At 66.8% G+C, this 22,684-nt stretch carries 25 protein-coding genes; 3 read left to right on the forward strand and 22 right to left on the reverse strand.

Annotated features, from left to right (window positions below; translation table 11 throughout):
* Positions 1-32: 32 nt before the first annotated feature.
* Genes LH400_RS01685 through LH400_RS01705 form a run of 5 tightly spaced genes read right to left on the reverse strand, consistent with a single transcriptional unit; the run spans position 33 to position 6,382 of the window.
* A complete protein-coding gene (locus LH400_RS01685; protein WP_229150907.1) occupies positions 33-2,105 on the reverse strand; it encodes a prohead protease/major capsid protein fusion protein in 2,073 nt (690 codons plus the stop codon).
* A gap of 15 nt (positions 2,106-2,120) precedes the next feature.
* Positions 2,121-3,626 carry a phage portal protein gene (locus LH400_RS01690; RefSeq protein WP_229150908.1) on the reverse strand — a complete coding sequence of 502 codons (1,506 nt, stop codon included), beginning with the start codon at positions 3,624-3,626 and terminating at the stop codon, positions 2,121-2,123.
* On the reverse strand, positions 3,626-3,835 hold the full coding sequence (locus LH400_RS01695) for a phage head-tail joining protein (RefSeq protein WP_229150909.1): 210 nt from the start codon (positions 3,833-3,835) through the stop codon (positions 3,626-3,628). The genes LH400_RS01690 and LH400_RS01695 overlap by 1 nt, the downstream gene beginning before the upstream one ends.
* Positions 3,835-5,838 carry a phage terminase large subunit family protein gene (locus tag LH400_RS01700; protein ID WP_229150910.1) on the reverse strand — a complete coding sequence of 668 codons (2,004 nt, stop codon included), beginning with the start codon at positions 5,836-5,838 and terminating at the stop codon, positions 3,835-3,837. Before LH400_RS01700 ends, LH400_RS01695 begins: the two co-directional genes overlap by 1 nt.
* Positions 5,786-6,382 carry a hypothetical protein gene (locus tag LH400_RS01705; RefSeq protein WP_229150911.1) on the reverse strand — a complete coding sequence of 199 codons (597 nt, stop codon included), beginning with the start codon at positions 6,380-6,382 and terminating at the stop codon, positions 5,786-5,788. The genes LH400_RS01700 and LH400_RS01705 overlap by 53 nt, the downstream gene beginning before the upstream one ends.
* A 111-nt stretch (positions 6,383-6,493) precedes the next feature.
* On the opposite strand from LH400_RS01705, the gene LH400_RS01710 reads away from it, so the two are divergent.
* The 3 genes from LH400_RS01710 (at position 6,494) to LH400_RS01720 (ending at position 7,840) form a co-directional block, all read left to right on the forward strand.
* Entirely contained in the window at positions 6,494-6,718 is a 225-nt protein-coding gene (locus LH400_RS01710; RefSeq protein WP_229150912.1) for a hypothetical protein, read from the forward strand.
* A gap of 90 nt (positions 6,719-6,808) precedes the next feature.
* Positions 6,809-7,381: a DUF3489 domain-containing protein gene (locus LH400_RS01715; RefSeq protein ID WP_229150913.1), complete on the forward strand. Its 573-nt coding sequence runs from the start codon at positions 6,809-6,811 to the stop codon at positions 7,379-7,381.
* 120 nt (positions 7,382-7,501) lie between these two features.
* Complete coding sequence (locus LH400_RS01720; protein WP_229150914.1) at positions 7,502-7,840, forward strand: YciI family protein; 339 nt, start codon at positions 7,502-7,504, stop codon at positions 7,838-7,840.
* Here the strand turns inward: LH400_RS01720 and LH400_RS01725 are convergent.
* From LH400_RS01725 to LH400_RS01805, 17 genes are all read right to left on the reverse strand, one after another.
* A complete protein-coding gene (locus tag LH400_RS01725; protein ID WP_229150915.1) occupies positions 7,818-8,099 on the reverse strand; it encodes a DUF7220 family protein in 282 nt (93 codons plus the stop codon). The genes LH400_RS01720 and LH400_RS01725 overlap by 23 nt on opposite strands.
* Positions 8,096-9,472, reverse strand: coding sequence for a site-specific DNA-methyltransferase (locus tag LH400_RS01730; protein ID WP_229150916.1), 1,377 nt, complete (start codon positions 9,470-9,472; stop codon positions 8,096-8,098). Before LH400_RS01730 ends, LH400_RS01725 begins: the two co-directional genes overlap by 4 nt.
* Before the next feature lie 416 nt (positions 9,473-9,888).
* The gene (locus LH400_RS01735) at positions 9,889-10,269 is read right to left on the reverse strand and encodes a DUF6362 family protein (RefSeq protein WP_229150917.1); all 381 of its coding nucleotides are present in this window, start codon (positions 10,267-10,269) and stop codon (positions 9,889-9,891) included.
* Positions 10,262-10,462, reverse strand: a complete 201-nt coding sequence (locus LH400_RS01740) for a hypothetical protein (protein ID WP_229150918.1) — start codon at positions 10,460-10,462, stop codon at positions 10,262-10,264. Before LH400_RS01740 ends, LH400_RS01735 begins: the two co-directional genes overlap by 8 nt.
* Positions 10,459-10,998 carry a hypothetical protein gene (locus LH400_RS01745; protein WP_229150919.1) on the reverse strand — a complete coding sequence of 180 codons (540 nt, stop codon included), beginning with the start codon at positions 10,996-10,998 and terminating at the stop codon, positions 10,459-10,461. Before LH400_RS01745 ends, LH400_RS01740 begins: the two co-directional genes overlap by 4 nt.
* 341 nt (positions 10,999-11,339) lie before the next feature.
* Positions 11,340-13,661, reverse strand: coding sequence for an AAA family ATPase (locus LH400_RS01750; protein ID WP_229150920.1), 2,322 nt, complete (start codon positions 13,659-13,661; stop codon positions 11,340-11,342).
* The gene (locus LH400_RS01755) at positions 13,658-14,428 is read right to left on the reverse strand and encodes a hypothetical protein (RefSeq protein WP_229150921.1); all 771 of its coding nucleotides are present in this window, start codon (positions 14,426-14,428) and stop codon (positions 13,658-13,660) included. The genes LH400_RS01750 and LH400_RS01755 overlap by 4 nt, the downstream gene beginning before the upstream one ends.
* Positions 14,425-14,631, reverse strand: a complete 207-nt coding sequence (locus LH400_RS01760; RefSeq protein WP_099650109.1) for a DUF6511 domain-containing protein — start codon at positions 14,629-14,631, stop codon at positions 14,425-14,427. The genes LH400_RS01755 and LH400_RS01760 overlap by 4 nt, the downstream gene beginning before the upstream one ends.
* Positions 14,632-14,838: 207 nt before the next feature.
* Positions 14,839-16,527, reverse strand: coding sequence for a DEAD/DEAH box helicase (locus LH400_RS01765; RefSeq protein ID WP_229150922.1), 1,689 nt, complete (start codon positions 16,525-16,527; stop codon positions 14,839-14,841).
* Positions 16,528-16,540: 13 nt separating this feature from the next.
* A complete protein-coding gene (locus LH400_RS01770; RefSeq protein ID WP_229150923.1) occupies positions 16,541-17,161 on the reverse strand; it encodes a hypothetical protein in 621 nt (206 codons plus the stop codon).
* Positions 17,162-17,263: 102 nt separating this feature from the next.
* Positions 17,264-18,139 carry an ATP-binding protein gene (locus LH400_RS01775; protein WP_229150924.1) on the reverse strand — a complete coding sequence of 292 codons (876 nt, stop codon included), beginning with the start codon at positions 18,137-18,139 and terminating at the stop codon, positions 17,264-17,266.
* Positions 18,139-18,435: a hypothetical protein gene (locus LH400_RS01780; protein ID WP_229150925.1), complete on the reverse strand. Its 297-nt coding sequence runs from the start codon at positions 18,433-18,435 to the stop codon at positions 18,139-18,141. The genes LH400_RS01775 and LH400_RS01780 overlap by 1 nt, the downstream gene beginning before the upstream one ends.
* A gap of 39 nt (positions 18,436-18,474) precedes the next feature.
* On the reverse strand, positions 18,475-18,819 hold the full coding sequence (locus LH400_RS01785) for a hypothetical protein (protein ID WP_229150926.1): 345 nt from the start codon (positions 18,817-18,819) through the stop codon (positions 18,475-18,477).
* A 28-nt stretch (positions 18,820-18,847) separates the two neighbouring features.
* Positions 18,848-19,441, reverse strand: coding sequence for a sigma-70 RNA polymerase sigma factor region 4 domain-containing protein (locus tag LH400_RS01790; protein ID WP_229150927.1), 594 nt, complete (start codon positions 19,439-19,441; stop codon positions 18,848-18,850).
* Between the two features lie 189 nt (positions 19,442-19,630).
* On the reverse strand, positions 19,631-20,344 hold the full coding sequence (locus tag LH400_RS01795) for a hypothetical protein (protein ID WP_229150928.1): 714 nt from the start codon (positions 20,342-20,344) through the stop codon (positions 19,631-19,633).
* A gap of 30 nt (positions 20,345-20,374) precedes the next feature.
* On the reverse strand, positions 20,375-21,355 hold the full coding sequence (locus tag LH400_RS01800) for a helix-turn-helix domain-containing protein (RefSeq protein WP_229150929.1): 981 nt from the start codon (positions 21,353-21,355) through the stop codon (positions 20,375-20,377).
* On the reverse strand, positions 21,315-22,562 hold the full coding sequence (locus tag LH400_RS01805) for a hypothetical protein (protein ID WP_229150930.1): 1,248 nt from the start codon (positions 22,560-22,562) through the stop codon (positions 21,315-21,317). Before LH400_RS01805 ends, LH400_RS01800 begins: the two co-directional genes overlap by 41 nt.
* Positions 22,563-22,684: the final 122 nt, after the last annotated feature.

Genomic DNA, 22,684 nt, shown 5'->3' on the forward strand with positions numbered 1-22,684 from the left:
CCCGCATGTCTGGGTTCAGGATGGGGTGCAGGTTATGCGCCCGGGTTCTTGTAGAGGCCGCGCCAGTCGATAGCCTTGGCGCCGAAGTCGAGGCGGCACTTGATCTCGACCCCGTCGACGTCGAAGCCGTTGCGCGTCTCGATGTAGGCGCCCTGTTGACCCTCGAGATAGGCGTACTCGATGGTGTCGATCTGGTTCGGGCTCGCCGCCAGATACCAGGCGGTTTCGCTGGCGGCGTCGAGCCGGGGCTCGCTGATCGGCGCCAGCGTGCGGATCGACTGCGGCACCACGCTGGACGTCGCGGCAGGCACGAGGTTCTGGGCGACCAGCTGTTCGGCCTTCAACTCCAGCGAGGCGGGCACGATCAGGAAGGCGGGCCGGACGTTCAGCACCGTCTTCTTGTCGAGGCCGGTCTGCTTGGCCATCGCCGCGCGCGCCGCGCCCACCGCATCCACCGCCAGCGCCGCGCCGGTGCCCGCGAGGTTCTTGTGGGTGGTGTGGAACAGCGCGTTGCCGTCGGCCATCGCCGGGTTCGAGGTGATGATGCCCCAGACCACGTCCGATTCCAGCTGGGCGATGGAGTTGCCATACATCGCCGGGATCCGCGTGAAGGCGTCAAGGTCGTCATTGATCAGCGTCTGCCGGGTGATGGCGACCACCCGACCATAGGTCTTGACCTTGTAGCTCTCCTTGCTCTCGCCGAGCGTCCCGCGCTTGAACTCGCCGCTCTCGCCGACCTCCAGCAGCTGCGGCGCTTCGCCAAGCTGGACCCGGTGCATCGCCTTGAAGTCGGTGGCGAGCACCTGGCGGCAGAACAGCATGAACGTGCGCGGATAGGCCTCGTAGGCCTGCCGCAGGGTCTTGTTGGTGACCGCCGACAGGATCTCGGGGAAGTCCGAGGTCGAGTGCAGCGCGCGCGTCGCCACCTCGTCGCGCGACAGGCCGCGCGTGTTGACCCCGGCATTGCCGAGGCTTTCACGGGCGAGCTCCAAGAGCGTCATGCCGCGATACTGGCGCGCGGCGTCCTCCAGCTGGAAGAGCGTCGGGCTGTAGCGGTGCAGCAGCGCGCTTGCTACAGCATCGCGGCGGGTGATGCGCTCGTCCCGGCCGCCGAGCGGAACCGAAACATGCGGGAACGTCCGGGTCTCGTCGGACTTGGCCGCAACCTGATCGAGGATCAGCCGGCGGGATTCGTCGACACTGACACCGCGCTTGACCAGATCCTCGGCGAAGCCGCGCTCCAGATTCAGGCGCCCCGCCAGATCGTAAATGGTGGAGACGCGGTCGCGCTCGGCGTCGCGGGCCCGGCTAACCATTGCGTCGGCGTCCTCCACCACCGCGGACGTCGCTGCGGGCTTCGGCCCTTTCGGTTGGGAGCGGGTCTCGCTGGCGTCGACCTTGGGTTCGGGCGCAGTCGCTTTCGGCTCGGTCATGGTGGTGTCCTCGGTCGCGACCGGCTCGGCCGGCTGGTTGGTGGAGGGGTTCGCGGCGTCGCTCGCCGGGGTCTTGGTCTGGTCACTCATCGGGATGGGTCCTTTCTTGCTGGAAGGGGCGTCCCGGCGGTGAAGGACGCAGTCGTGAAGGGGATGCTGGGTGCGGAAGCCGGCTGCCGGATCGGCGCCGACCGCCACGGCGGAAACCTCGAACGGTGTCCAGTCGACGGCACGCCACAGCTCTCGGCCGCCTTCGGGCTTGGAGACCTCGAAGCGGTGAACCTGGTAGCCGATGGAGACGGCCCGGATGTGCCCGGCCTGAATGTCGCGCCAGATCGGTTCGACATCGGCGCGCTCGGACAGGCGCACCAGCGCAATGCCCCGGCCGTTCTCGATGCGGGCCGATCCTGGTACGATCGAGCCGATCACCGCGTCGAGCTCGGTCAGTTCGTGCACCTTCAGGAAGGGCGCACCCGCGTTAAGCCGGTCGAGCCGGACGTGCGCCGAGTCGAGGCTCAGTTCCTCGTCATAAGGCTCGCCGAAAAAGGTCGCGCGGCGAATGCGGGCACCAGCCGACCAGACCACCTCGACGGTGCGGGCCTCCCCATCGGCTGTGTTCGGCGCAAGCTCCGCCGCCCGGCGCATGGCCGGCAGTTCGATCATCGTATCCATGGAAAATCCTGAAGGTCAGTCGTTGGGGGCCGGAGGCGTGTCACCGTCGGCTGTCGGATCATTCGATTGCGCGCTGCCGGTCTTGGTGACGCGCCGCGGATCGCTGTCGAGCACGAGGCCGAGCGCGTCGAGCTTGGCGTTGGTCGCGGCGATCTCGGCCAGCACGGCGTCGGGATTGCGGCCCTGTTTTGCGATCACCTCGGCCAGCGTCATGGTGCCGGAGCGGATCGACAGCAGGTTGGCCATCGCGTCCTTCTGCGGATCGACGGCCTCGAACTTCGGCGGCGACCATTCGACCGGCACCTCGGGTGTCGGGATCTGGCCCGCCGCCCACGCGGCCTCGGTGAACCAGCGCCAGACCGGCGCGCAGAACATCGGGATGAAGAGCTGCCATTGGACGGCGTCGATCTGGCGGCGGAACTCCACGAGCCCCGCCCGGATCGAGGAATAGTTCACTTGGCTGAGATCGCCGGTCAGCAGCTCGTAGGGCACCCGGAACCCAGCCGAGATCGTGTGCAGGCTCGCCCCCTTGTATTCGCCGTAGCCGCCGGTGGCCGAAGGCTGGTTGAACCGGATGTCCTTGCCGCCACGGGCATAGGCGATCAGCCCCGGCTCGAACTGCTCGACCCGGTTGCCGTCGGCATCGACCACAGACGGCGCGATACCCTGTTGCGCCTCGTCGTCGCCGAAGACGATGGCCGTGACGCAGGCCTCGGTCTTCTTGCGGACCAGCTCGGCCACCTCGTAATCGTCGAGATCGCGCAAGCTGCGGATCACCGGCGCGCCCCAGGGCACGCCGCGCGCCTGAGTCCTCTGCTTCTCGTAGACATGGGCGATCTCGGTCGCCGGGACCGGGCGGCTCTGCAACCCGTTCTGCAAGGCCCCGTAAGCGTCGCCCGGGTGCTCCGCGTGCAGCCAGTAGGCCCGGCGCTTGCCGACGGGGTCGAACTCGATGCCTTGGACCAGCCGCCCCGCGCCGAGGACGCCGGATTTGGTAGCGTCGAGGAAATCGGCCTCCAGCACCTGCAATTGCAGCGGCACCGGCAGACCGTCCGAGGATCGCCGCAGGCGGCGGCGCACCAGCACCTCGCCCGCCTCCACCATCTCTCGGCAGATCAGCGTCTGCAGGCCGTAGAAGTCGAGCTGGCCATCGGCGTCGCACTCCGCCGTCCAGCGTTCGAAGAGCGCATCGACCTTCCGGTCCAGCGTGTCGTCGCCGCTGGCGGCGCGCGGCATGATGCCCGCGCCGATGATGTTGTTCACCAGCACGGCCACGGCCTTGGCCGCATGCGGGTTGTTCCGCACCAGATCGCGCATCCGGTCGCGCAGCAGCGCTCCGGCAACACCGATCTCGGTGTCGGCCGAGGATCCCGGCGCACGCCAGCCCTCGGTGCGACGCCCGCGCGCGGCCCCGTCATAGCCCCGCGTCAGGGCCTCGAAGGCCTGCCGCGCCATCACGCGGCGGGCAGCAGCCCGGGGGGCGACGGAGGCAATAGCCCTGTCGAACCAGGTCGCCGACATCATCGGTCCCCGCGCGAGAAGCCCGCGAGCCCCGCCACCGGCAGCGGCCGTGTGGTGCCCGCGATGGCGCGCTCGATGGTCCGGATGCGGGCCAGCAGGTCTTCGGCCGAGCCGTAATCCACGGACTTGCCGTCATAGCTGACCCGGGTCGTGCCGCTGGCATAGGCCCGGCGCAGCGCCGAGAGCTCCGTTTCCGCCCAGTCGGTCATCAGAACCATCCTCCGCGCCGCCCGAGCCAGTCGGAGCGGCGCTTGCCCTGCGGGGCCTGTCCCGGCCGGTTGATCTGCCCGGCTGGATCGCTGTCGGTGGGGACCGCCCCGAGCTGATCCTCGAGGTCGCGCCATTTCTCGTCGGGCCAGCGATCCGCGCCCGCGATCCAGGCGGCGGCGCGGGCATAGACCCGGCAGTCCAGCGCCTCGTTGCGCTCGCGCAGCTTCTGCCATTCCAGCCGGGCGAAGCCGCGCTTCGTGCGCACCGTCACCAGCTGCTCGGCGACGAACTGCTTCAGCCATTCGTTCTCGACCCAATGCGGCAGGTGCACCGAGCCGGGCGGGAACGCCGCCCCGTCGGCGATCTCCTCCTCGGTCGGCCGCGCCAGCCGCAGGAAGCGGTAGGTCTCGGCCTTGAAGGTCGACACCGCCACGGTCCAGAGCCGGGCCCCGCGCCGCAGGCGTTTGCCGCCCTCGGTCGCGTCGACGAAGGTCGGCCCCGACACCGGACTCGAGCGGTTGAACCCCTCGACGCCCTTCACCGGCGACACCTGCGCGAAGCCTTGCGCCCGCGACCACGAATAGACTGCCGGGGCCTCGTATCCCGTGTCGATGGCGAGCCGCGCGATCCTGAGATGCGCGCCGCGTTCGTGCGGCCAGGACCGGTTGAGCAGCGCGGTTAGCTCCGACCATGCGTCATGCCGGTCGGGCCCGCCCTCGATGACCACGTGATCGACCAGCCAGCTTTCCAGCCCGCGGCCCCAAGCCCAGACATCGACCTCGATCCGGTCCTTCTGCACGTCGGCCCCGGCCGTCAGGAACAACCCGCCCGCAGGCACCGTGCCGGATGTCCAGCGCTCGCGCCGGTCATAGAGCCGCTGCCAGTCGGGCGCTTCCCCGGTCTCGACCCAGGTCTCGCCGAGAATGGTGTTGCGGAACGCCTTGATCGCCTCGTCGGACCCCTGCGCCGCGTCCCATGCCCGCACGATCCGCTCCCAACTCAGCCAGCCGATCGGCGAATAGAGCGCCGAGAGGTGATACCCGACTGTGGTCGGATCGGCGGCCGTGGCGGTCGCCCGCCATTCGCCGCCCTCCAGCATCGCCGTCTTGTGGTGTTCCGCGATAGGCGTCTCGCAGCCCTCGCAGTGATATTCCGCCGTCTCCGGGCGGCCTTTCTGCCAGCGCAGCCGGTCGAACTTCAGCCATTGCGCATGGCCACAGTGCGGGCACGGCACGAAGAACCGACGCTGGTCGCTGGCCTCGTATTCCCGCTCGATCCGGCTCAGACCCCGGATCGTGGGGGTCGAGACCAGCAGCACCTTGCGCCGATGGGCGAAGGTCAGCGACCGCGCCTCGGCCAGCGTGACGGGGTCACCTTCCTCGTCGGCCGAGGCTGGATAGGCGTCGACCTCGTCCAGAAAGATGTACCGCGCCGGGGTGGACCGCAGTCCGACCGCCGAGTTGGCACCCGTCATGATCAGGATGCCGCCCGCGAACTCCTTGGACAGCATCGTGTTGCCCGCGTCGCGGGACCGGGCCGGTTTGACGCGCTCCCGCAGCTCGGGGCTTTCGTCGATCAGCGGGTCGATCCGCTGGCGCGAGTTGCGTTTCGCCAGTTCCACCGTTGGCTGGACAGCCAGCATCGGACCCGGCGCCTGGTGGATGGCGAAGCCGATCCAGTTGTTGCCCGCCTCGGTCGCGCCGACCTGCGCGGCCTTCATGAACACGATCCGCTGCGTGGGATCGCCGGGCGACAGCCGGTCCATGATTTCGCGCATGTAGGGCGTGCGCACCGTGCGGTATCGCCCGGGTTCGGCCGAGGCGCGGCCCGAGAGCATCCGGTGCCGGTCCGCCCATTCCGAAACGGTCAGGTCCGGGTCGGGCCGCAGCCCGTTGCCCCAGGCGCGCAGGATCTCGCCCGCGCCGTCGAAGTCCGTCAGTGCGTCATCATCACCGGAAGTCGGGCCGGACCTCGGCGAGTTCGTCGAGGTGGGCGCGTACATGTTTTTCGAGAACCTTCTGCATCGCGGCTGGCTCCACGGTGATCTGCTGGCCCGTCGCCTCGCTGGACGAGGCCGAGAGCTCGGCCGCCATTAGCGCCGCAGCGCGTGCAGGCCAGTTCACCCACGTGTCCCGTTCCTCTCGCGCCAGCCGGAACACCAGCGCCAGCGCGCGGGCCCGCTCGATCAACTCTCCCTTCAGCTTCTGCAGACGGATGCGCCGCTCCTGCGCCTTCAGCACCTCGTTCGCGGTCTTGGCCTGCAGGAAGGTCGTGCCGCCGCCCACCGCCGGAACTGCCAGACCCTGTTCGCGCAGCGTGTCGCCGACAGCCGCCACCGCCGCCTCGGGGACGGGCCGCAGCTTGGGCGCGGGCTGCTTGCGGGTCTTCGACGGGTCGGTCGTCTCGGCCCGCCGTGCATCGCTGGCGGCCGCGTTGATGCTGCCGTCCGGATAGAGGACCAGCCGCTCGGCCGTCTTCGCCTTCTGGATCGCACCCCGCGACAGCCCGACATGGGCGGCGTACTGGCGCTCGCTCATGCCCTGCATCGACAGCTCCGATTATCATTCAAGATCATGTGCTTATCGAGTTGATAAGCCTCGCCAGCGGAGCGAACGTCACTTCAAAGAAGCGATGCAACTCACCACGGAGCCACCCCGATGACCCGCCGCGCGACCGAAAACACGAAAGCCCTCGACGCCTTCATCGCCGCCAAGTCCGAGATCGACGCGATGCTGGAGCGGCTCGCCGCCCTGAGCGCGGACCATTTCGAGAACAGCCCCGACGAGATCAACTGGGGCCATGTCGGCACCCTGAACCACTACCGCGCCAAGCTGCGCGAGATCGCCGACATGGCGTTCAATGAAGGCGAAGACGCCGAGTGACACGACCCGCTCCCGGTCCCGCCCGCCGACTGGCGGGCTCGACCTCGTAGAAGGGCCCGCATCCTGCGCGCCCCGATACGGGAGACGACGATGACCAAGCTTTCCGACACCCAAGCCCTGATCCTGAGCGCCGCCGCACAGCGGCCCGAGCATATCGCCCTGCCGCTGCCCGAGAGCCTGCGGGGTGGCGCCGCCGCCAAGGTGGTCGGCGCGATGCTCGCCAAGGGCCTCCTGCAGGAGGTGGACGCCGACACGCGCAAGGGCGAGCCCGTCTGGCGCGAGACCGGCGACGGCCACGGCGTCACGCTGGTCGCCACCGACGCAGGCCTCGCCGCCATCGGGATCGAGCCCGAGGACGCAAACACCGCGCCTGCGGGCGCGACGGACGCGCCGACCGAGGAGGCCGCGCCGGACACCCCCACCGAACCGGAGGCCGCGCCAAAGACGCGCACGCCGCGCGAGGGCACCAAGCAGGCGACCCTGATCGCCATGCTGCGCGCGCCGGACGGCGCGACCATCGAGGAGATCATGGCCGCGACGGGCTGGCAGTCGCACACCGTGCGCGGCGCGATGACCGGGGCGCTCAAGAAGAAACTCGGGCTCGAGGTTGCCTCGGAGAAGGTTGAGGGGCGCGGCCGGGTCTACAGGCTTCCTAATCCCTGAAACTTAAGCTCGGAGTATTTGATGCCGCCGTCCATAGGGCGGCGGCACTTCACCGAATGCCAAAGTGACATTTAATCGCTCCGCTCGTACTATTGCGCCGTATCCACGAGGGAGTCCCATATGCCTATGTTCATAACGATCGGATATGGTGATCGAGACGGATATGACCGCACCCCTCAATCTGTCAGGGACGCGGCTCACGCACATGACGCGGATCTGGTTTCCTCGGGAGCAGTCATGGGCATTGCTGAAAAGCCGGTGCAGGTTCGCAATCCTGACGCATCCGGTGTCGAGGTGATTGACGGGCAATTCTTGACGTCCGACCTTCCTGTTGCCGGATTTGCAGTGATCGAAGCCAAAAACATCGAAGAAGCCATCAGGATCGTTTCAAAAGTGCCATGTGCTGTTGCGCATGGGGTCGTCGAAGTATGGCCGCTCAAGGCAGGAAGCGGGGGTTGAACCGAGCTTTCGTCCGCGAAGTGACGCGGGGCCTCGGTCGACCCTGACGCATGCGAAGTGCCTCGAACAACCGCCGCAGCGCGAAGGACCGCGCGATGCTGACCACCGTGAACACCGCGCCCATCTTGAGGTTCTGCGCCAGCGTCGTGTGCAGCCCGAAGATCGGGAAGATCAGGATCTGCGTGACCACGGCGACGCCGTAGCCGACGATCACGTTGGCGACGGACTCGACCAGCGACATGAGGCGCGACTGCTTCATGCGGCGGACTTGCGCTTTCGCGCGGGTTCGGAGGCGGAGTCAGTGTCCGGCGTATCGGCCGTGGGTTCGACACTGTCGCCCAGCCGCTCGGTTCTCACCTGCGCGAAGGTCCGGCCATCGCCATCGAGGATCGCCTCGCGCCCCGTCTCGGCCTGCCAGCGCGCCACGGCGACATCAACATAGGCGGGGCTGATCTCCATCGCGAAGACGCAGCGGCCGTTGGCTTCGCCCGCCATGATCTGTGAGCCCGAGCCGGAGAACGGCTCGTAGCAGAGCCCGCCGCGCGCCACATGCTGCCGCATCGGGATCCCGAAGGCGTCGAGCGGTTTCGGCGTCGGGTGGTCGGGCCGGTCGTCCTTGGCGAAACTCGGCAGCGCCCATGTCGAGGGCAGCGTTTCCTCGGCCACCTTCGGCGGGCGGTTCGGCCGACGCCAGCCCATGAAGCAGGGCTCGTGCTTCCACAGGTAATGCGACCGGGTGAGAACCCCGCGGTCCTTCACCCAAATGATCTGCTGATGCACGAAGGCGCCCGCCTTTTCCCAGCAGGCCTCCAGCATCGCCTGGCGGCGCGAGGCGTGCCAGCAGTACCAGGCCGCATCCTCGGCGATGGCTTCCGCCACGGCCGCCGCGATGAACCCGTCGTAGAGCTCCGCGCCCTGCGAACTGTCGTCCCAGGTCGTGCCGTATGACGCCGACCAGTCCTTGTTGCGGGTCGGATGGTTGGAGCCGTCGTAATCGACGAGATACGGTGGGTCGGTCGCGAACAGGATCGCCCGCTCGCCGTTCATCAGGCGGCGCACGTCGGCCGCGCTGGTGCTGTCGCCGCACAGGAGGCGATGGTCGCCGAGGATCCACAGGTCGCCCGTCCGCGAGGCCGGGTTGCGCGGCGGCTCGGGGATGGTCACCGGCGGCACGGAGCCCCCGGCGCCACCTTCTTCACCGTCGTCTTCCGCGACGTAGGCCAACAGCTTGTCCAGCTCGCCATCGGAGAACCCGACCAGCGACAGGTCGAAATCCTCGGCCAGCAGGTCGTTCAGTTCCGCCGACAGCAGCGCCTCGTCCCAAGTGCCGAGTTCCGTGAGCTTGTTGTCCGCAATGCGATAGGCCCGACGCTGCGCCTCGGTCAGGTGGCCCAGCACGATAACCGGCGCGTCGGTCAGCCCCAGCTGCGTGGCAGCCAGCACGCGCCCATGCCCTGCAATCAGTTCGCCGTCCTCGCCAACGAGGCAGGGCACGGTCCAGCCGAACTCGGCCATGCTGGCGGCGATCTTCGCGACCTGGTCCGGCCCGTGCGCCTTCGCGTTCTTCGCGTAGGGCTGGAGGCGCGACAGCGGCCACGTCTCGATCGCGTCCGGGGCGAAGCTCAGCGTCATGGTGGGCAAGGTTCCTCGGTCGGGTGGATGCCGGTGGCTTCCGGACTCCGGATGCCGGGCCGGACTCCACACGGGGTCCAGCGGCCACCAGCGGTGTCCGGTCGGAAGGTCAGCGTTCGTTGGTGTTTGCGCCGGACGCGCGTGGCTCCGGCTTCCGGGTGGCTTCCCAAAAATCCGGCCCTGTCGCTGGCGATGTCCCGCGCTTCGCCCGCCAGCATACGAATGTCGCCAGGAAGGAACCGGAAACTGCCGTGGGCTGGACCCCGGCCGGACCCTTGCTGGATACCGGGGTCCAGGTGGCCCCCGTCAACGCAAAGGGGAGAGCGAGCTTTCCAGCGCACTCTCCCCATCTTGCCTTCGGAATAGCATGGATCTGTTGCATATGTCGAAGGGAAAAGTGTTGCAACACATTGGAGTCACTGCGCATTCAGGCGCGCAGCGATCTTCGTCAGCGCCAGCTGCCAGCGCCGCCAGGCGGTCGTGCGGTCGCACCCCAGCTCGCCGCTGATCTGTTTCCACGGCACCCGGGCCGCACGCGACCAGACCAGCTTGCGCTCCGCCTCCTCGATCCAGAGCACCCAGTCGAAGGTCTGCTCGAGCCGGGTGATCGCTGCGGCCGAGGGCCAGACCCGCATCGGCTGCGGCTCCATCGCCGCGATCTCGCGGCTGGTCCGCACGATGTCGGGCCAGGTGTTGAAGTAGCCCTGAGCCTTCACCGGCGGCAGCTTGCGCAGGGTGCGAAACGCCTCCTCGAAATGATCAGCGACGCAGTCGGCGGTCCATTTACGATCAGCCATGGTGCGCCTCCCTGTCGGAGGGACGCGGGCCGTAGAGCTTTTCGCCCAGCTGGCGGACCAGTTCACGTTCCGGCCAGGTGAGGCGGTCGTCATCGGCGGAGACCGCGAGGACGCCCTGTTCCTGCCAACCCTCGCGCTTCACCTGTTCCGGATCCCGGCGCCGGCCGCCGTAGCCGTGGGGATGCCACCTCATGCGACCCCTCCGTTCGTCTCGATCGCCCAGAGCAGGATGGCGATGGCGTCGGCCTCGTTGTCGTCGGCGGGGCTGAAACCGCGGGCGCGGACGGCGGCGACCATGGCGGCCTTGTCGGCGTTGCCCTTGCCCGAGGCGTGGCGCTTGATTGTGCCGACCGGGACGCCCTCGTAGGGCACGCCGCGCAGCTCGGCCCATGCGGTCAGCGTGGCCATGAGCCCGCCGTAGATGTGGCTCGCGTCGGTGCCTGCGTTGCGTCGGACTTCCTCGAACCAGATGGCGGCGACAGGACCGGACAGCCGGTCGATCTCGGTCAGCCAGTTCGTGAAGCGCAGGTAGCGCATGCCACCGCCGTCGAAGCGGCCGGGACGCAGCGAGACGGTGCCGCTGGTGATCAGGCCGTCATGGCCGCGGATCGCCCAGCCGGTCGAGGTGCCGAGGTCGAGCGCGAGGATGCAGCGGTTGCGGGGCGTGTCGAGCGGCAGCGATTCAAACCTTGCGCCGTCGCAATTCGGGATCAGAGTCGGCTGAGCCATGATGGGTCTCCTTTGCCGGTGGCCTGTGGTTGGTGGAAGACGACGGCGGTCTGGTGCTTGGCGGTACGGGGCCGCCGTCGTCGGATCGGAGAGCACAAGGGAGCGTCACGGCGGCGCGCGCGGCCGGCCCGGACGTATGGGAGGAGTGGCCAACCCTGTGGGGTGGCCCTCCCATACGTAGTATGGGGGTTTGACACCTAACTGTTCCGAGGTGTTCAAGTGGCTGAAATCATTGCGGAATAAGACTTCATGAAGTCTTCGGGCATGAGTTAGGGACCTAACTCTTATTTGCCCGTAACCTGTTGATTTCATTGAGTGCACAGTTGGCGCTGTCATATGAGTCAGGCCTCACTCATATGAGTTAGGTCGTCCTCCAGCCCCTCCGGGTAGACCCAGACGGCGGGGTTTTCGACCTGCAGGCAGAGCCCGGATTGGGGGCATTTGAAGTGGCTGGGCAGGACCGGACGGGCGCTTGTGGTGACCTCGCCGGTGTCTGGATCGACATGCTCGACGGGCGCGCCGAACTGCATGCCCTCGACGCAGAGGTAGCCGAACCGCGACCGGGTGACGGGGAAGCCGAACCCCGAGGGGTCGCGCAGGAACTTCACGAAGCCCTTGGTCGCCAGCACGCTGAGGCGCTCACGGATCGTGTGCTTGCTGCCCAGACCGCCCCGGTTCTCGAAGGTCTCCGCGAACTGCATGGCGGTGTAGAGGCGCTCGCTGGCCGCCTCATCCAGCAGCATGCCGAGGATGACATCGTGCTTGCGCAACCGTTCGGCATCGAGTTTGGCGCCGACCTCCTTGCGCACCAGGCGCTCGTTCAGCGGGTTCAGCTCGACCCATTCGCCTTTCACCTTGTCGATGAGCTTGCCTGGCAGCGCGGGTCCGTTCCGCAGTTCGATTTCCAGCCTGCGGACGGTGCTGTCCTCGTCGGGCCGGTGCATGAGCAGCCCCGAGGTGTAGAAGCCGCGCAGCGCGCTGGCGCCGGAGAGGGCGAGGAAGGGATCGTCCTTGACCTGATGCTTGGTGGCCTTGCGGGTGTGGTGAGCGAGGATGACGCCCGCGTCCGGATTGACGGCCTCGCGGAGAAGCTCCACCCGGTCCTTCAGGAAGAACATCATGGCGGTGTTGTCGTTCTCGCCACCGCCCTCGGGACCGCCATCGAAGAGATTTCGGATCGGGTCGATGACGATGATGTCGGGCGGTGCGTCGGGGAATGCGGCCCGGATCGCCTCGGCCACGCGGGCGACGCCTTCGGCATCGAGCAGCAGCTTCAGCTTCGGCGTGGCAATGAAGGTGTCGCGCGCGGCGGCAATGACGGCGGTGGGCAGCGCGATCTGCTGCATGCGTTCGCGCAGGTAGTGATACTGGATCTCGGCCTGAAGGTAGAACACGCGCAGCGGCCGGGGCGGCGTGAAGCCGAGGAACGGCACGCCCGCCGCCATGTGCACGAGCCAGGAGATCAGGAAGTCACTCTTGCCGACCTTGGGCGCGCCGCCCAGCACGAGAAGCCCGCCAGGTGTCAGCACGCGGGGTCCGATGATGTCCTCCGGCATCGGACTGGTGTCGTCGAGGAGCGCGCCGAGGCTGAATGTCGGCAGCGGGCTGGCCGGGGTACCCGCGTTGGCCGCGCGCAGGAGCGGCGGACCGTTGCGCTTCACATGCAGCTCCCAGAGCCGTTCGGACTCGGCCTGAAGCCGATCGAGCGGCCAGGACGGGCGCAGCATGGCGGCGTTGTAACCGCAGATTGCCTCCCAGCCCGCGAACGGATCGAGGCGGCCCTCGTGGACGAGGCGTACGTAATGGCCGATGGCGGCGCTGGCCCCCTGGAACCGGGACCAGTCGTCCACTGCGCCTTCGCGCACCGGCGTGGTGAGCACCGCGTCGATGCCGGGCTTCGATGTTGGTGCGGCAACATCGCTGGCGAAGCCCACGCCGGGCAGCGGCGGCATATCGGCGACATTTTCGGCGAAATCCGCAAGATCCACCTCGACGTCGCGATGTTCGCGGATCTGCACGAGGCGCTGATGACCGTGCTTGTGATAGACCGTGCCCGGCACCCGGATCGGCTGGTGCGCCGAGCGGAAATGCGTGTCGCCGCCGACCTTCACGGCGATCTCGCCGCGCAGGCGGCAGAGGGTGACCAGGTCGTCACCCTCGGAGGGTTCGGTCAGTTTCCACCAGACATGGAGCTTCGCGGCGCCCTCGGGCGTGCGCCCGCCGCTTTCGATGATGAGCGTGGGCGGGCCGAGGTGGCGGGTGACATGGTCCAGCTTGGCCGGGATGTCGCCCGCGTCGAGGTCGACCACGATGGCCTGCATCTGCAGCACGTCAGCGGCGCGGGCCTGGCCCTGTTCCTCGACCGTGCCGGGGATGACATAAACCGCAGCGCCTTCACGGTTGGCCCATGCGGCAAAGGTCGCGAGTTTCCCTGGTGCGCTGTCGTCGGCCGCGATCCAGATATTGTGCGGCTTGCCGTCCCGGCCCTGACCCTTGTCGACGAAGCCGCGTAGCGGGATCAGCCCCTCGCACCAGCTGAACACGGTGTCGAGGAACACGGCGATCTGCTCGGGATCAGGGTCGCAGCCGAAGGGGTTCTCGGACGGGGGCCCGTCGTTGAAGTCCATCCAGGGGTTGAAGTGCAGGATGCTGTCGTCGCTCATGCCGGCAGCCCCCAGCAGCGCTCGGACCACGGGCAGAAGCGGCATTCGAAGAAGTCGGGCGTGGTGGCGACGCGCGGCAGAAGCTCGCCCGCATCGGTCGCCTGCAGGATCCGCACGCCCCGGTCGGACATGCACTGCGCGAGATCGGCGTCGAAAGGCACCAGTTCGTGGTGCATCTCGGCCGTGTCCTTGTTGATCGCGGTGAACGCGGCGGGCGCAGCGCTGATGCCGGGCACGCTGGTTTCCATGTAGGCCTGATAGACCGCGATCTGGGCGGCATAGACCGGCTTCGACTTGCTCACGCCGTCCTTGACGCAGGCGCGCCAGTTCTTGGCGTTCATCGTCTTGCATTCCCAGAGGGCGGGAACGGCGAGACCGAAGCCTTCGGGCCCGGCCGCGATGATGCCGTCGACATGACCGCGGATGCGTCCGCCAGCGACCGAGAAGCCGAACTGGCCGCCATCGGGCCGGTTGCCCTTCCGGGTGTAGAGATCAAACCCCGCGCCGCGCAGCCAGGCGACGGCCAGATCCTCGAGCGCGTGGCCGATGGCGAAGATGCGCAGCGACTGGCCGCTGAAGTCCTGGCCCTCGTCCTTCGGCGTTGCCGTGAACTCGAACTGCAGGGCGCGCTCGCAGGCATGGCCGAGGCGGGATCCGCCGAGATAGTCGCGGGGCGGCCGCGTGGCATGATCGGCGGTGAGCGCCCGATCGACGGCGGCGTTGACCCGGTCGGCGAAGCTGGGGCGATGATTGTAATCGAGGGTCAAAACGGCACCTCCGGCGTCTGCGCCCGGGCGATGTCGGACATGGCCTCGCGGAAGCCCTCGACAGCTTCCTCGATCAGCGCGCGCACCTGAGCCTCGGTCAGTTCGGCGAGCGGGGTGGCCCAGCCGATCTCGTCCATCAGCAGCGCCACGCGCTTCATGGTGGCGGTGATCGCGGCGCGCTCTTCCTCGGTCAGGTCAACCATGGTGAGACGCTCCCGCGCCAAGCGCGTCCAGAAGGACTGGCAGGGCATCGAGCAGAACCAGACCGAGGGCCGGGGTCGCTTCGACCGGTGCGGATCGAACCAGCCAAAACCACGGGTGGGTTGCCGGCAGACAGCACAGAGCGTTCCACGCGGATGCCAGAGCCGCCGCCGGTCCTCGGCCGTGATGGGGGTTGAGGGTGCCATGGGTCATGCCGCCCTCCGTTCGGGCCGGGCGGCCCTGTCGATCAGCTGGCGGATGGCCCGCTTGTTGAAGCCGAAGGTCATCAGCGCGGAGGCGCGGTAGCGCGTCAGGCCGAAGTCATGGCGGCACTCGGCCGGCAGGTACTGAAGCTGCTTCTCGGTCGGCGGCTGGCGGAGCCAGGAACGGGTCTTGAAGGCGCTCTCGTCGGTCTCGTGCGTGTTCAGCCAGTCGTCGGCCTGCGCGAGGCAGACCGTGCGCTCGCCGACGCCCAGCAGATGCGGGCGTTCGCCCTTCGCGCCGCCGATGGCGTACCAGACCCCGTCCAGCCAGAAGATGCCGCCCCAAGCGGCGAAGCCCGTGGCCATCAGCGCGTCGTCCGTGCCGTAGAGGTCGACCCACGCGAAGCTGGAGCGCTTCAGCAGGTCGATCTCGGTCATCATGAAGCCCGAGAGCGGCGCGGCACCGCTGCCTTCACCGACCTGTTCATCTTCGCGCGGGAAAGCCTCACCGCAGAGCGGGCATTCGGTGGCGGCCAGCGGGATCTCCGCCTCGCAGGCCGGGCAGGTCTTGGTCGGCGCTTCGCCGGTCTCGGTCTTGCCGTCGAGATCGACATCCTGTTCCAGCGTGCCGTGGATCAGGCTGGAGGTGCCGAAATCCAGAACGACGCAGTCGGTCTTCACGATGCCGGGATGTTCCTCGGGGTCGACGGTGCGCAGGCCGCGCCCGACCATCTGGATCATTGTGGACTTGTACGAGCTGGGGCGAAGCAGCACGACGCAGGAGGTGGGCGGATGGTCCCAGCCCTCGGTCAGCACCGCCACGTTGACGACGACGCGGATGCTGCCCGCCGCGTAGTCGGCGAGGATCGCCTTGCGGGTCTCGGCGGCCAGATCGCCGTGGATCAGCGCGGCGGAAACGCCAGCTGCCCTGAACGCGTCGGTGACATGCTCGGCATGGGCGACGGTGGAGCAGAACACCACGGTCTGACGGTCGCCCGCCTTTTCCTTCCAGTGCCGGATCACCTCGTCGGTGACGGGGGCGCGGTCCATGATGCCCGCCACTTCCGACATGTCGAAATCCGACATCGTCTTGCGGACCGAGCGCAGCTCGTCCTGTACGCCCACGTCGATGACGAAGGTGCGCGGCGGCACCAGGTGGCCGGAAGCGATCAGCTCGCCCAGACGCACCTGGTCGGCGACATTGTCGAAAACCTCGCGCAGGCCCTTCTTGTCGCCCCGGTTCGGCGTCGCCGTGACCCCGAAAATGCGGGCGTCGGGATTGGCCTCGCGCACCCGGTCGATGATGCGGCGGTAGCTGTCGGCGACGGCATGGTGCGCCTCGTCGACAACCAGCAGGTCGAGGCGCGGCATGTCGGCCAGATTCGATGCCCGCGCCAGCGTCGGCACCATGGCGAAGGCGACCTGGCCGTTCCAGGATTTCTCGGTGGCGTCGATCACCGAGGTAGCGACGCCCGGCACCACGCGCTGAAACTTGGCGCGGTTCTGGGCTGTCAGCTCGTCGCGATGGGCGAGCACGCAGGCCTTCGCACCGTCGCCGATCATCTCGCCGGTGACCGCCGAGAGCATGATGGTCTTGCCCGCACCGGTGGGCGCCACGCCCAGCGTGTTGCCGCGGGAGGCGAGCGCAGCCACGCTGCGCTCGACGAAGGTCTTCTGGCGAGGGCGCAGGCGCATGGCCGGTCCCCCCTTACTGCGCCCAGCTCGGCCGACCGGCGGCGCTGGGGGCGGACGCGGGCTGGCTGGGCTGGGTGGCCGTGTTGTGCTGCGCGGCGTGGCCCTGCGCCGGGGCGGCCGAGACCTGCGGCGCGACCGTGCCCATCAGCGCGGCGTAGTCGCGGTGATCGGGCGTGACGGCAGCGCGGATCTCGTTCTTGTCTTCGCCGTTGGTGTCGGTGCCGATGTCGATGCGGGCGGCGAACTCGACGCCGTCGAGATCACCGAAGCCGTTGATGCGGCGGCGGGCCTGCGCCTCGGGCGAGTTGTCCTTGTCGGACACGCCGCGCGCCGAGTTAAGGATGCCGCGGATCAGGCCGCGCCCCATGTTCGCCCAGTCCGGGCCCTTCGGGCTGTAGAGGCCGATCAGCGACCAAACCTTGCGCCGGGCATAGGGCCCCTCGAGCACCGTGTATTCGGCGTCGAGATAGACGGCGCCGGTGGCGGCGCGGCGCGCCCAGCCGCCGGTCCAGCCCTGCGACGGGTCGTCGAAGCCGCCGGGGCGGAGCGTCAGGCGCACCTTGGCGAGCGTGCCCTTGGGGATGACGTTGGTGTTCGATTGCGCGGAGTTGAAGTCGTTCCAGGGTCCGGACATTGCGCGGCTCCTTATCTGTTGCAGGATGGGACGCGCAGCGGCGTCAGAAGGGAAAAGCCACCCCGGCGACCGCATCGGGACACCGGGCGTGGCGAGAGGCGCTCAGCCATGGTCGGGCTCCTGCGCGGGGGCGGGTTCGGCCGGGGTCACCGGCGGCCAGGTCAGGCGTTCGGAGACCGGCGCTGCGGGGCGCTGGATCTTCTCCATCAGCCGACCGAGATGCGGGGCCTCGACCATGTCGAGGCGGCCCGAGCGGTCCTTGGCTGGAAAGCCCCAGGGGTTCAGCGTCTGGCAGACGAAGGCGCGCTGCGGCTGGCCGTCCGGGTCCGGGATGTCGGCCATGGTGATGACCTGATCGACGATCCCCGGCAGCTCGAGCCCGGTCTTCGAGCCGTCGATTTGCGGCTGGAAGACCTTGCGGTTGAAGTCGTCGAGCCGCTCGTCGAGGATGCCGACGAACCAGACATGCTTGCCGCGCGTGTGCTGCAGATGGGTCAGCCAGCCGATCATCTCGCGGCCGTGCAGCCCATAGGCGCCACGGATGTCGGGCTTGCCGGTCTTCTCGGAGAACGCCTCGGGCTGGCCGCGGCACCACTGGAAGCAGAGCCGCCCGGCAACGGTGATCGAGTCGATGAAGACGGTCTCGTACTTCCCGATCACCGTGGGATCGCCGTAGCGGCCGCAGACCTCGTCGAAATGCGCCTGGCTGTAGGGCTGGTCCTCGCGCAGCGCCGGGTTCGGCCCGCCGATGAACACCGCGAAGTCGCGGCATTCCTTCCAGGTGCGGGGCCGGAGCGTGTCGATCTCCAGCCCCTCGACCGCCAGGTCGCCAGCCTCGAGATCGAGGAAGAGCGTGGTCGAAGCGTTCAGCGTCCACAGCAGGCTGGTCTTGCCGATGCCCGATCTTCCGAAGATGCAGCCCTTGATACCCTTGCGCTGCGCGAGCCGCTCGTCAGCGCTGATGATCGGGAGGGCCATCACCGGCTCTCACGCTTGATGACCGTCGCGACTGCACGGTCGGCACCTATTCCTCCAGCCTCGCGGGCGAGCTTGTAGAGACGCTGGAGCGCGTTCGATCGCCGATATGCGGCCATGCTCTCCCGTTCCGAAGCGACGATCGCGAAGGCGATGTCGTCGAGGGTCGCGACGGCAAGCGGCATCGGGACCCCAGCTTCGTGATCGGGATGCTGCGGCGCGCAGATCGTTTCGGGCAGGTCTTCGAGGCTGTAGTGCGCCTTGCGAAGAAGGGTTAGATCGTCGGGCTGGTCGGGCATGTTGTTTCTCCGTGAGATGAGGCGGGCGAGGATGTGCATTCAGGCGGCCTCCGGCTGGGTCAGCAGGCTGGACAAAGGAATCGGGTTGGTGCGGGGCTTCGGTCTTGCGATCGCGACATAGGCGAACCGGTTCGGCCCGAGACGCCGCTGAACGAGATGGACGAGCTTTGCATCGGACGCGCGGCGGGTAGCCGCTGCGAGCGCGGAAAGCCGCCGTCGGTCGGTTTCCTGGAGCCGCGACATCACTGCCGCCGCGTCTACGCTCAGGAAACCAGCATGGTATTCGAACTGCTCACCGGGCGACGCCTGGCCGATCCAGACGCAGAACTCGAGGTCGGTGAATGCGCGCTGAACGCGGGCGGGAACAACGCCCTTGGCGGGCATGAGGAGCATCTTCATGACCTGCCTCTACTCACGACGCTTCCAGGACGTCCCACCGGCCGCCGATCCCGCGCATGGCGAGATCGAGCTTCAGTCGAGCGAGGCGGCGATAGAGGGCGGAACGAGAAATGCCGTCACGGCCGATCAGGTCAGCGACGGCGCAATGACCCAGTGCGGCGCAGAGCCCGCGGGCATCCTCAGGAAGCGCGCCGAGAGCCTGGGCCAGGTCGTGGCGGAGATCGGCAAGCTCGTAAGTGCAGCGATCCTGCCCAAGCCATGCCGCTAGGCTGTCGCTTTCGGCAAGAATGCAGCCAAGTGGTTCGGTGGCGTCGGCGATAGGCACATCGAGCGAGAGAACAGCGCCACCTTGCGCCTGTCGCTGCCGGTGTGTCCGCATCGCTATCCGCGAGGACTGATTGCGCAGGACGATGTTGGCGAAGGCGCCAATGCTGCCTCGGCTGGCATCAAAACCGCGGATACGGCAGATCAGATCGACGAGCAGGTCCTGGCGGAGATCGTCAAGCTCAGCAGGCGGTAGCCGCAGCTTGCGATGAAGGCGGCGCGCAGCTCCGTCTGCCTCGTTGATCAGCTTCGAGAGATCGGTCCTGGGGATCGGGGGAAACATCGGTCAGCGCCTCGGTCATCGTTCGTGATGTCCGCAGGTTGCCGATGCGCCGGCCAGCTAAGGTGGGCACGACGTGGGGATAACGTGTGCGAAGCGTGGGCGCCGGCACGTGATCACAATGAGCTTCCTGCGGTCGGCCGAAATCAATCGGCAGCACAGGTGTGGATTCGCAGAGGGGCGTTGCGCAGCTTATTTCGTCTGCAACGGCCGCCAGGCGATGTCTCTGAGAGCCCGCATCTGACCGTTCTCGTCGAACCAGTTCGATACCCGCGCGATCTCGTCGTCGAACTCACCATCGGGGAACCAGCGCATGACGGTGGTCGGAGAGACTTTCAGGATCTTGGCAAGCATTCTGAAGCTTGGATCAATTCCCCGTGCCTTGAGCTGACCACCCACAATGATTGCCGACCATCGCTTCTGGTGGGCAGCGGACGCCTGTTCGTATTCAAGGTTGGAGCCCCCCAGGCGCTCGCGGACCAGTACAATAAGATCCCTTGGCATGTAGAGCTCGTCGGTCCAGCTCAGGGAATCCAGCATGCACGCGATCAGCCAACTGATCAGCTTGTCAGGGATGGCCAAACCGCGTCTCGCAAGGTGAGTCTGACCGGATCGGGCGAGATTCCGAGCCTCAATCATCCTTTCCATGATCTGCAAGGACAACTCGCTTATCGCCTTAGGATCTGAATCCAAGACAGCTGCAACCATCTGAGGGTCGAAGCCGAACTTTCTAAGCTCAGGCTCCATGAACAACAGTTGATCCATCCCACCGACGACAGACACCTCGATTTCGGCGTCGGGGTTCTCGCGCCTAAGCTTTACATAATGCTCAATGCTCGGATCGTGCTTGTAGGCTTGGCTAACGGCATTGTAGCCACCACCCTCGACAGTACCGTAGTCGGCCACGTTTCCCTCCTGCCGCACCTACCGCGGCGACTACTCTATCAGTTGAATTTCCTCCGGAGGCAGTGCCAGCCGGTAGCCATTCGGACTCCGTCGATTCTCAATGAGTGCGCGTGCGGCCGTAGCATCCCGGCTTCCGAGAGCCAGCGCGTCGCGAAGCGCGCGTACGGGCTCGCGCACCTGCGACGCAATCTTGTGTATGTTTGCCCCCCAGATGTGCGCCTCGATCACACGGTTCTCGACTATGGCGGGCGATTTCAATGCGTGTTCCGAAAGGAAGACCAGCAGCTGAAACTCTTGATCAGAAAGAGTCTTAGGCATTCCATCGAGAGATACGGTCCTGGCGGTACGACGAATTACGAGCCGGGGCGCCGAGCTTGGTCGCAACTGCAGTTTAGCCTGATCGATGGCGAATCCAGGTGCATCTCCGTCGCAAGAAATACAGTCCGACACACCGATAAAATGAAGCCCTGCGTCGACCAAACGCGCCAAGTCACCCGCGGTCATCGCCGGAGCGATCACCGTAACCGCCGATGACCGCGCGACTGAAAGCATCAGGCCGATCATTCCCGGCTGGAATACCGCATCCGCCGAAAGCGCGAGAAACAGCGCCCTCTGGTTCAATGCCTGACCCAGATGCCAAACACATGCGGCGACCGGCGACGGCTCGTCGCCGAATCCAGATGCAGCAGCGATTTCGCGAACCAGCGCGGGAAGACAAATTCGAAAGCTGCGCAGCTCGTCATCGCTGAGAACGAAGTCGCTGCGCCGGTCCATCGGGCAAACGGCGACATCGCGCCCATTGACCTGTTGGACGGGCCGCGAGTCGAGACCGCAATCACAAGCCGAGCAGACATCCCATTCCGTTGCCGGCGCCTGCTCGATCAGGACGCCACGATCGAGCAGCCGTTCAAAATCGTGCCCGGCATGACGAGCAGCCTGTCGGCCCCAAAGTATCGCGGGATCGCCCGCCTCACTCAGCCGCAACAGCAGCCTGGAAAGCGTCTCGGTCATTGAGGAGCCCGTTGCGGCGAAGAAGTGTCATGATCCGGCCCTCGAACTGCTGACGCTTGAACATGGCATGGGCTGGGGGCTTCAGCTTGACGATCACCTTCTTCGCCGACTTCCCGCCGGTCGCGAAATGAACGCGGAAGGCGATGTGATTGATGCGCCAATCCGAGCCGAGACGTGTCCCGCGCATCATCTCGCCCAAACGCATGAGCGCATTGTCGCGGCCGTCGCGCGCAACGTAGGAATAGAAAGTCCGCGTCTCGCCGGTCTTCGGATCGGCGCCGACGCGGTCAACTTGGACTTCGGTGATCTGAACGCGATGAATGCCCGGATCGAAGTCATGGTTGAAGGCGAAGCCGAAACCAGTGCGCTGTACCGGGTCAAGCGTGTAGAGGTTCTGCGCATCGTCGCCCGCGAAGAATCCGGGTTTGCTCAAAATCTTGTCGGCGAAAAGCTCCGCGAGATCGGCGCGGCGGGCTTTTGCCACGCCACCGATCTTCAACAGGCCCGTCGCGGAATTGTAGGACAGTACCGCATGTTCGGCGGCGCGGAAGCTGATCACACGCTTCTTGTCCTTGTGCAGGACATCGGTCGTCGTGATCGGCGAACCATGCTCAATTACGAGGACGAGCTCGTCGGCATCGTCATACCAGCCGGCGCGGCAATGATTGCTGCGGAGATCCTGTTCGAACATCGCAGCAGCCGCGGTTTCAAACTCACCCTTTGCGCTATCATGCGTAACAGCCTCGACACCTTCGTCGCGGCCCACAAACTCGGCAAGCGACGTCCGCGCCATGAGCGCCATCATGTCCGAGGCGGCATTGAATACATCGGGGTGGTCGAGGAAAACCCGCAGGGCGACGTGCTTGGGATCCTGGTGAGCCTCGGGCTCAGCACCACTCGCTTCAGAATTCAGACGTGTCCCGAGCCGCGCGGCCTGTTGAAGAATAAGGTCTAGCCCCGCCGCGTTGCCGAGCTCCGCGATGCGATGCAGGTCGGCGACTAGCCCTTCCGGATATTGGTCCTCTGGCCCCGCGAAGAAATCCTGGACGGCGCTCCGCGCAGCCTCCTGCGATGCCGCATCCCTGAAGATACCCAAATCCAGCCCATCGAGCGCATCGCGGTGGCGCTCAAACAGGCGGCTCAGCAAGCCGAGATCAGCTGTCCGCGTGAACTTGGGGTTCACGAACTTCTTCAGGTTCTTGGCCACTCCGTCCCTCCATCATCGCCTCACGGTTGTTCATCTTACGTTCTCTAGCGTAAGTGCCCGCCTGAGTCGAATCCCATGCTCTTCTGCTGGGACAGTTTGTGGAAGTCGTGAGTAGGGGAAAG

Origin of the sequence: Jiella soli (assembly GCF_020615385.1) — a bacterium.
Classification (GTDB): Bacteria; Pseudomonadota; Alphaproteobacteria; order Rhizobiales; family Rhizobiaceae; genus VKMB-3413.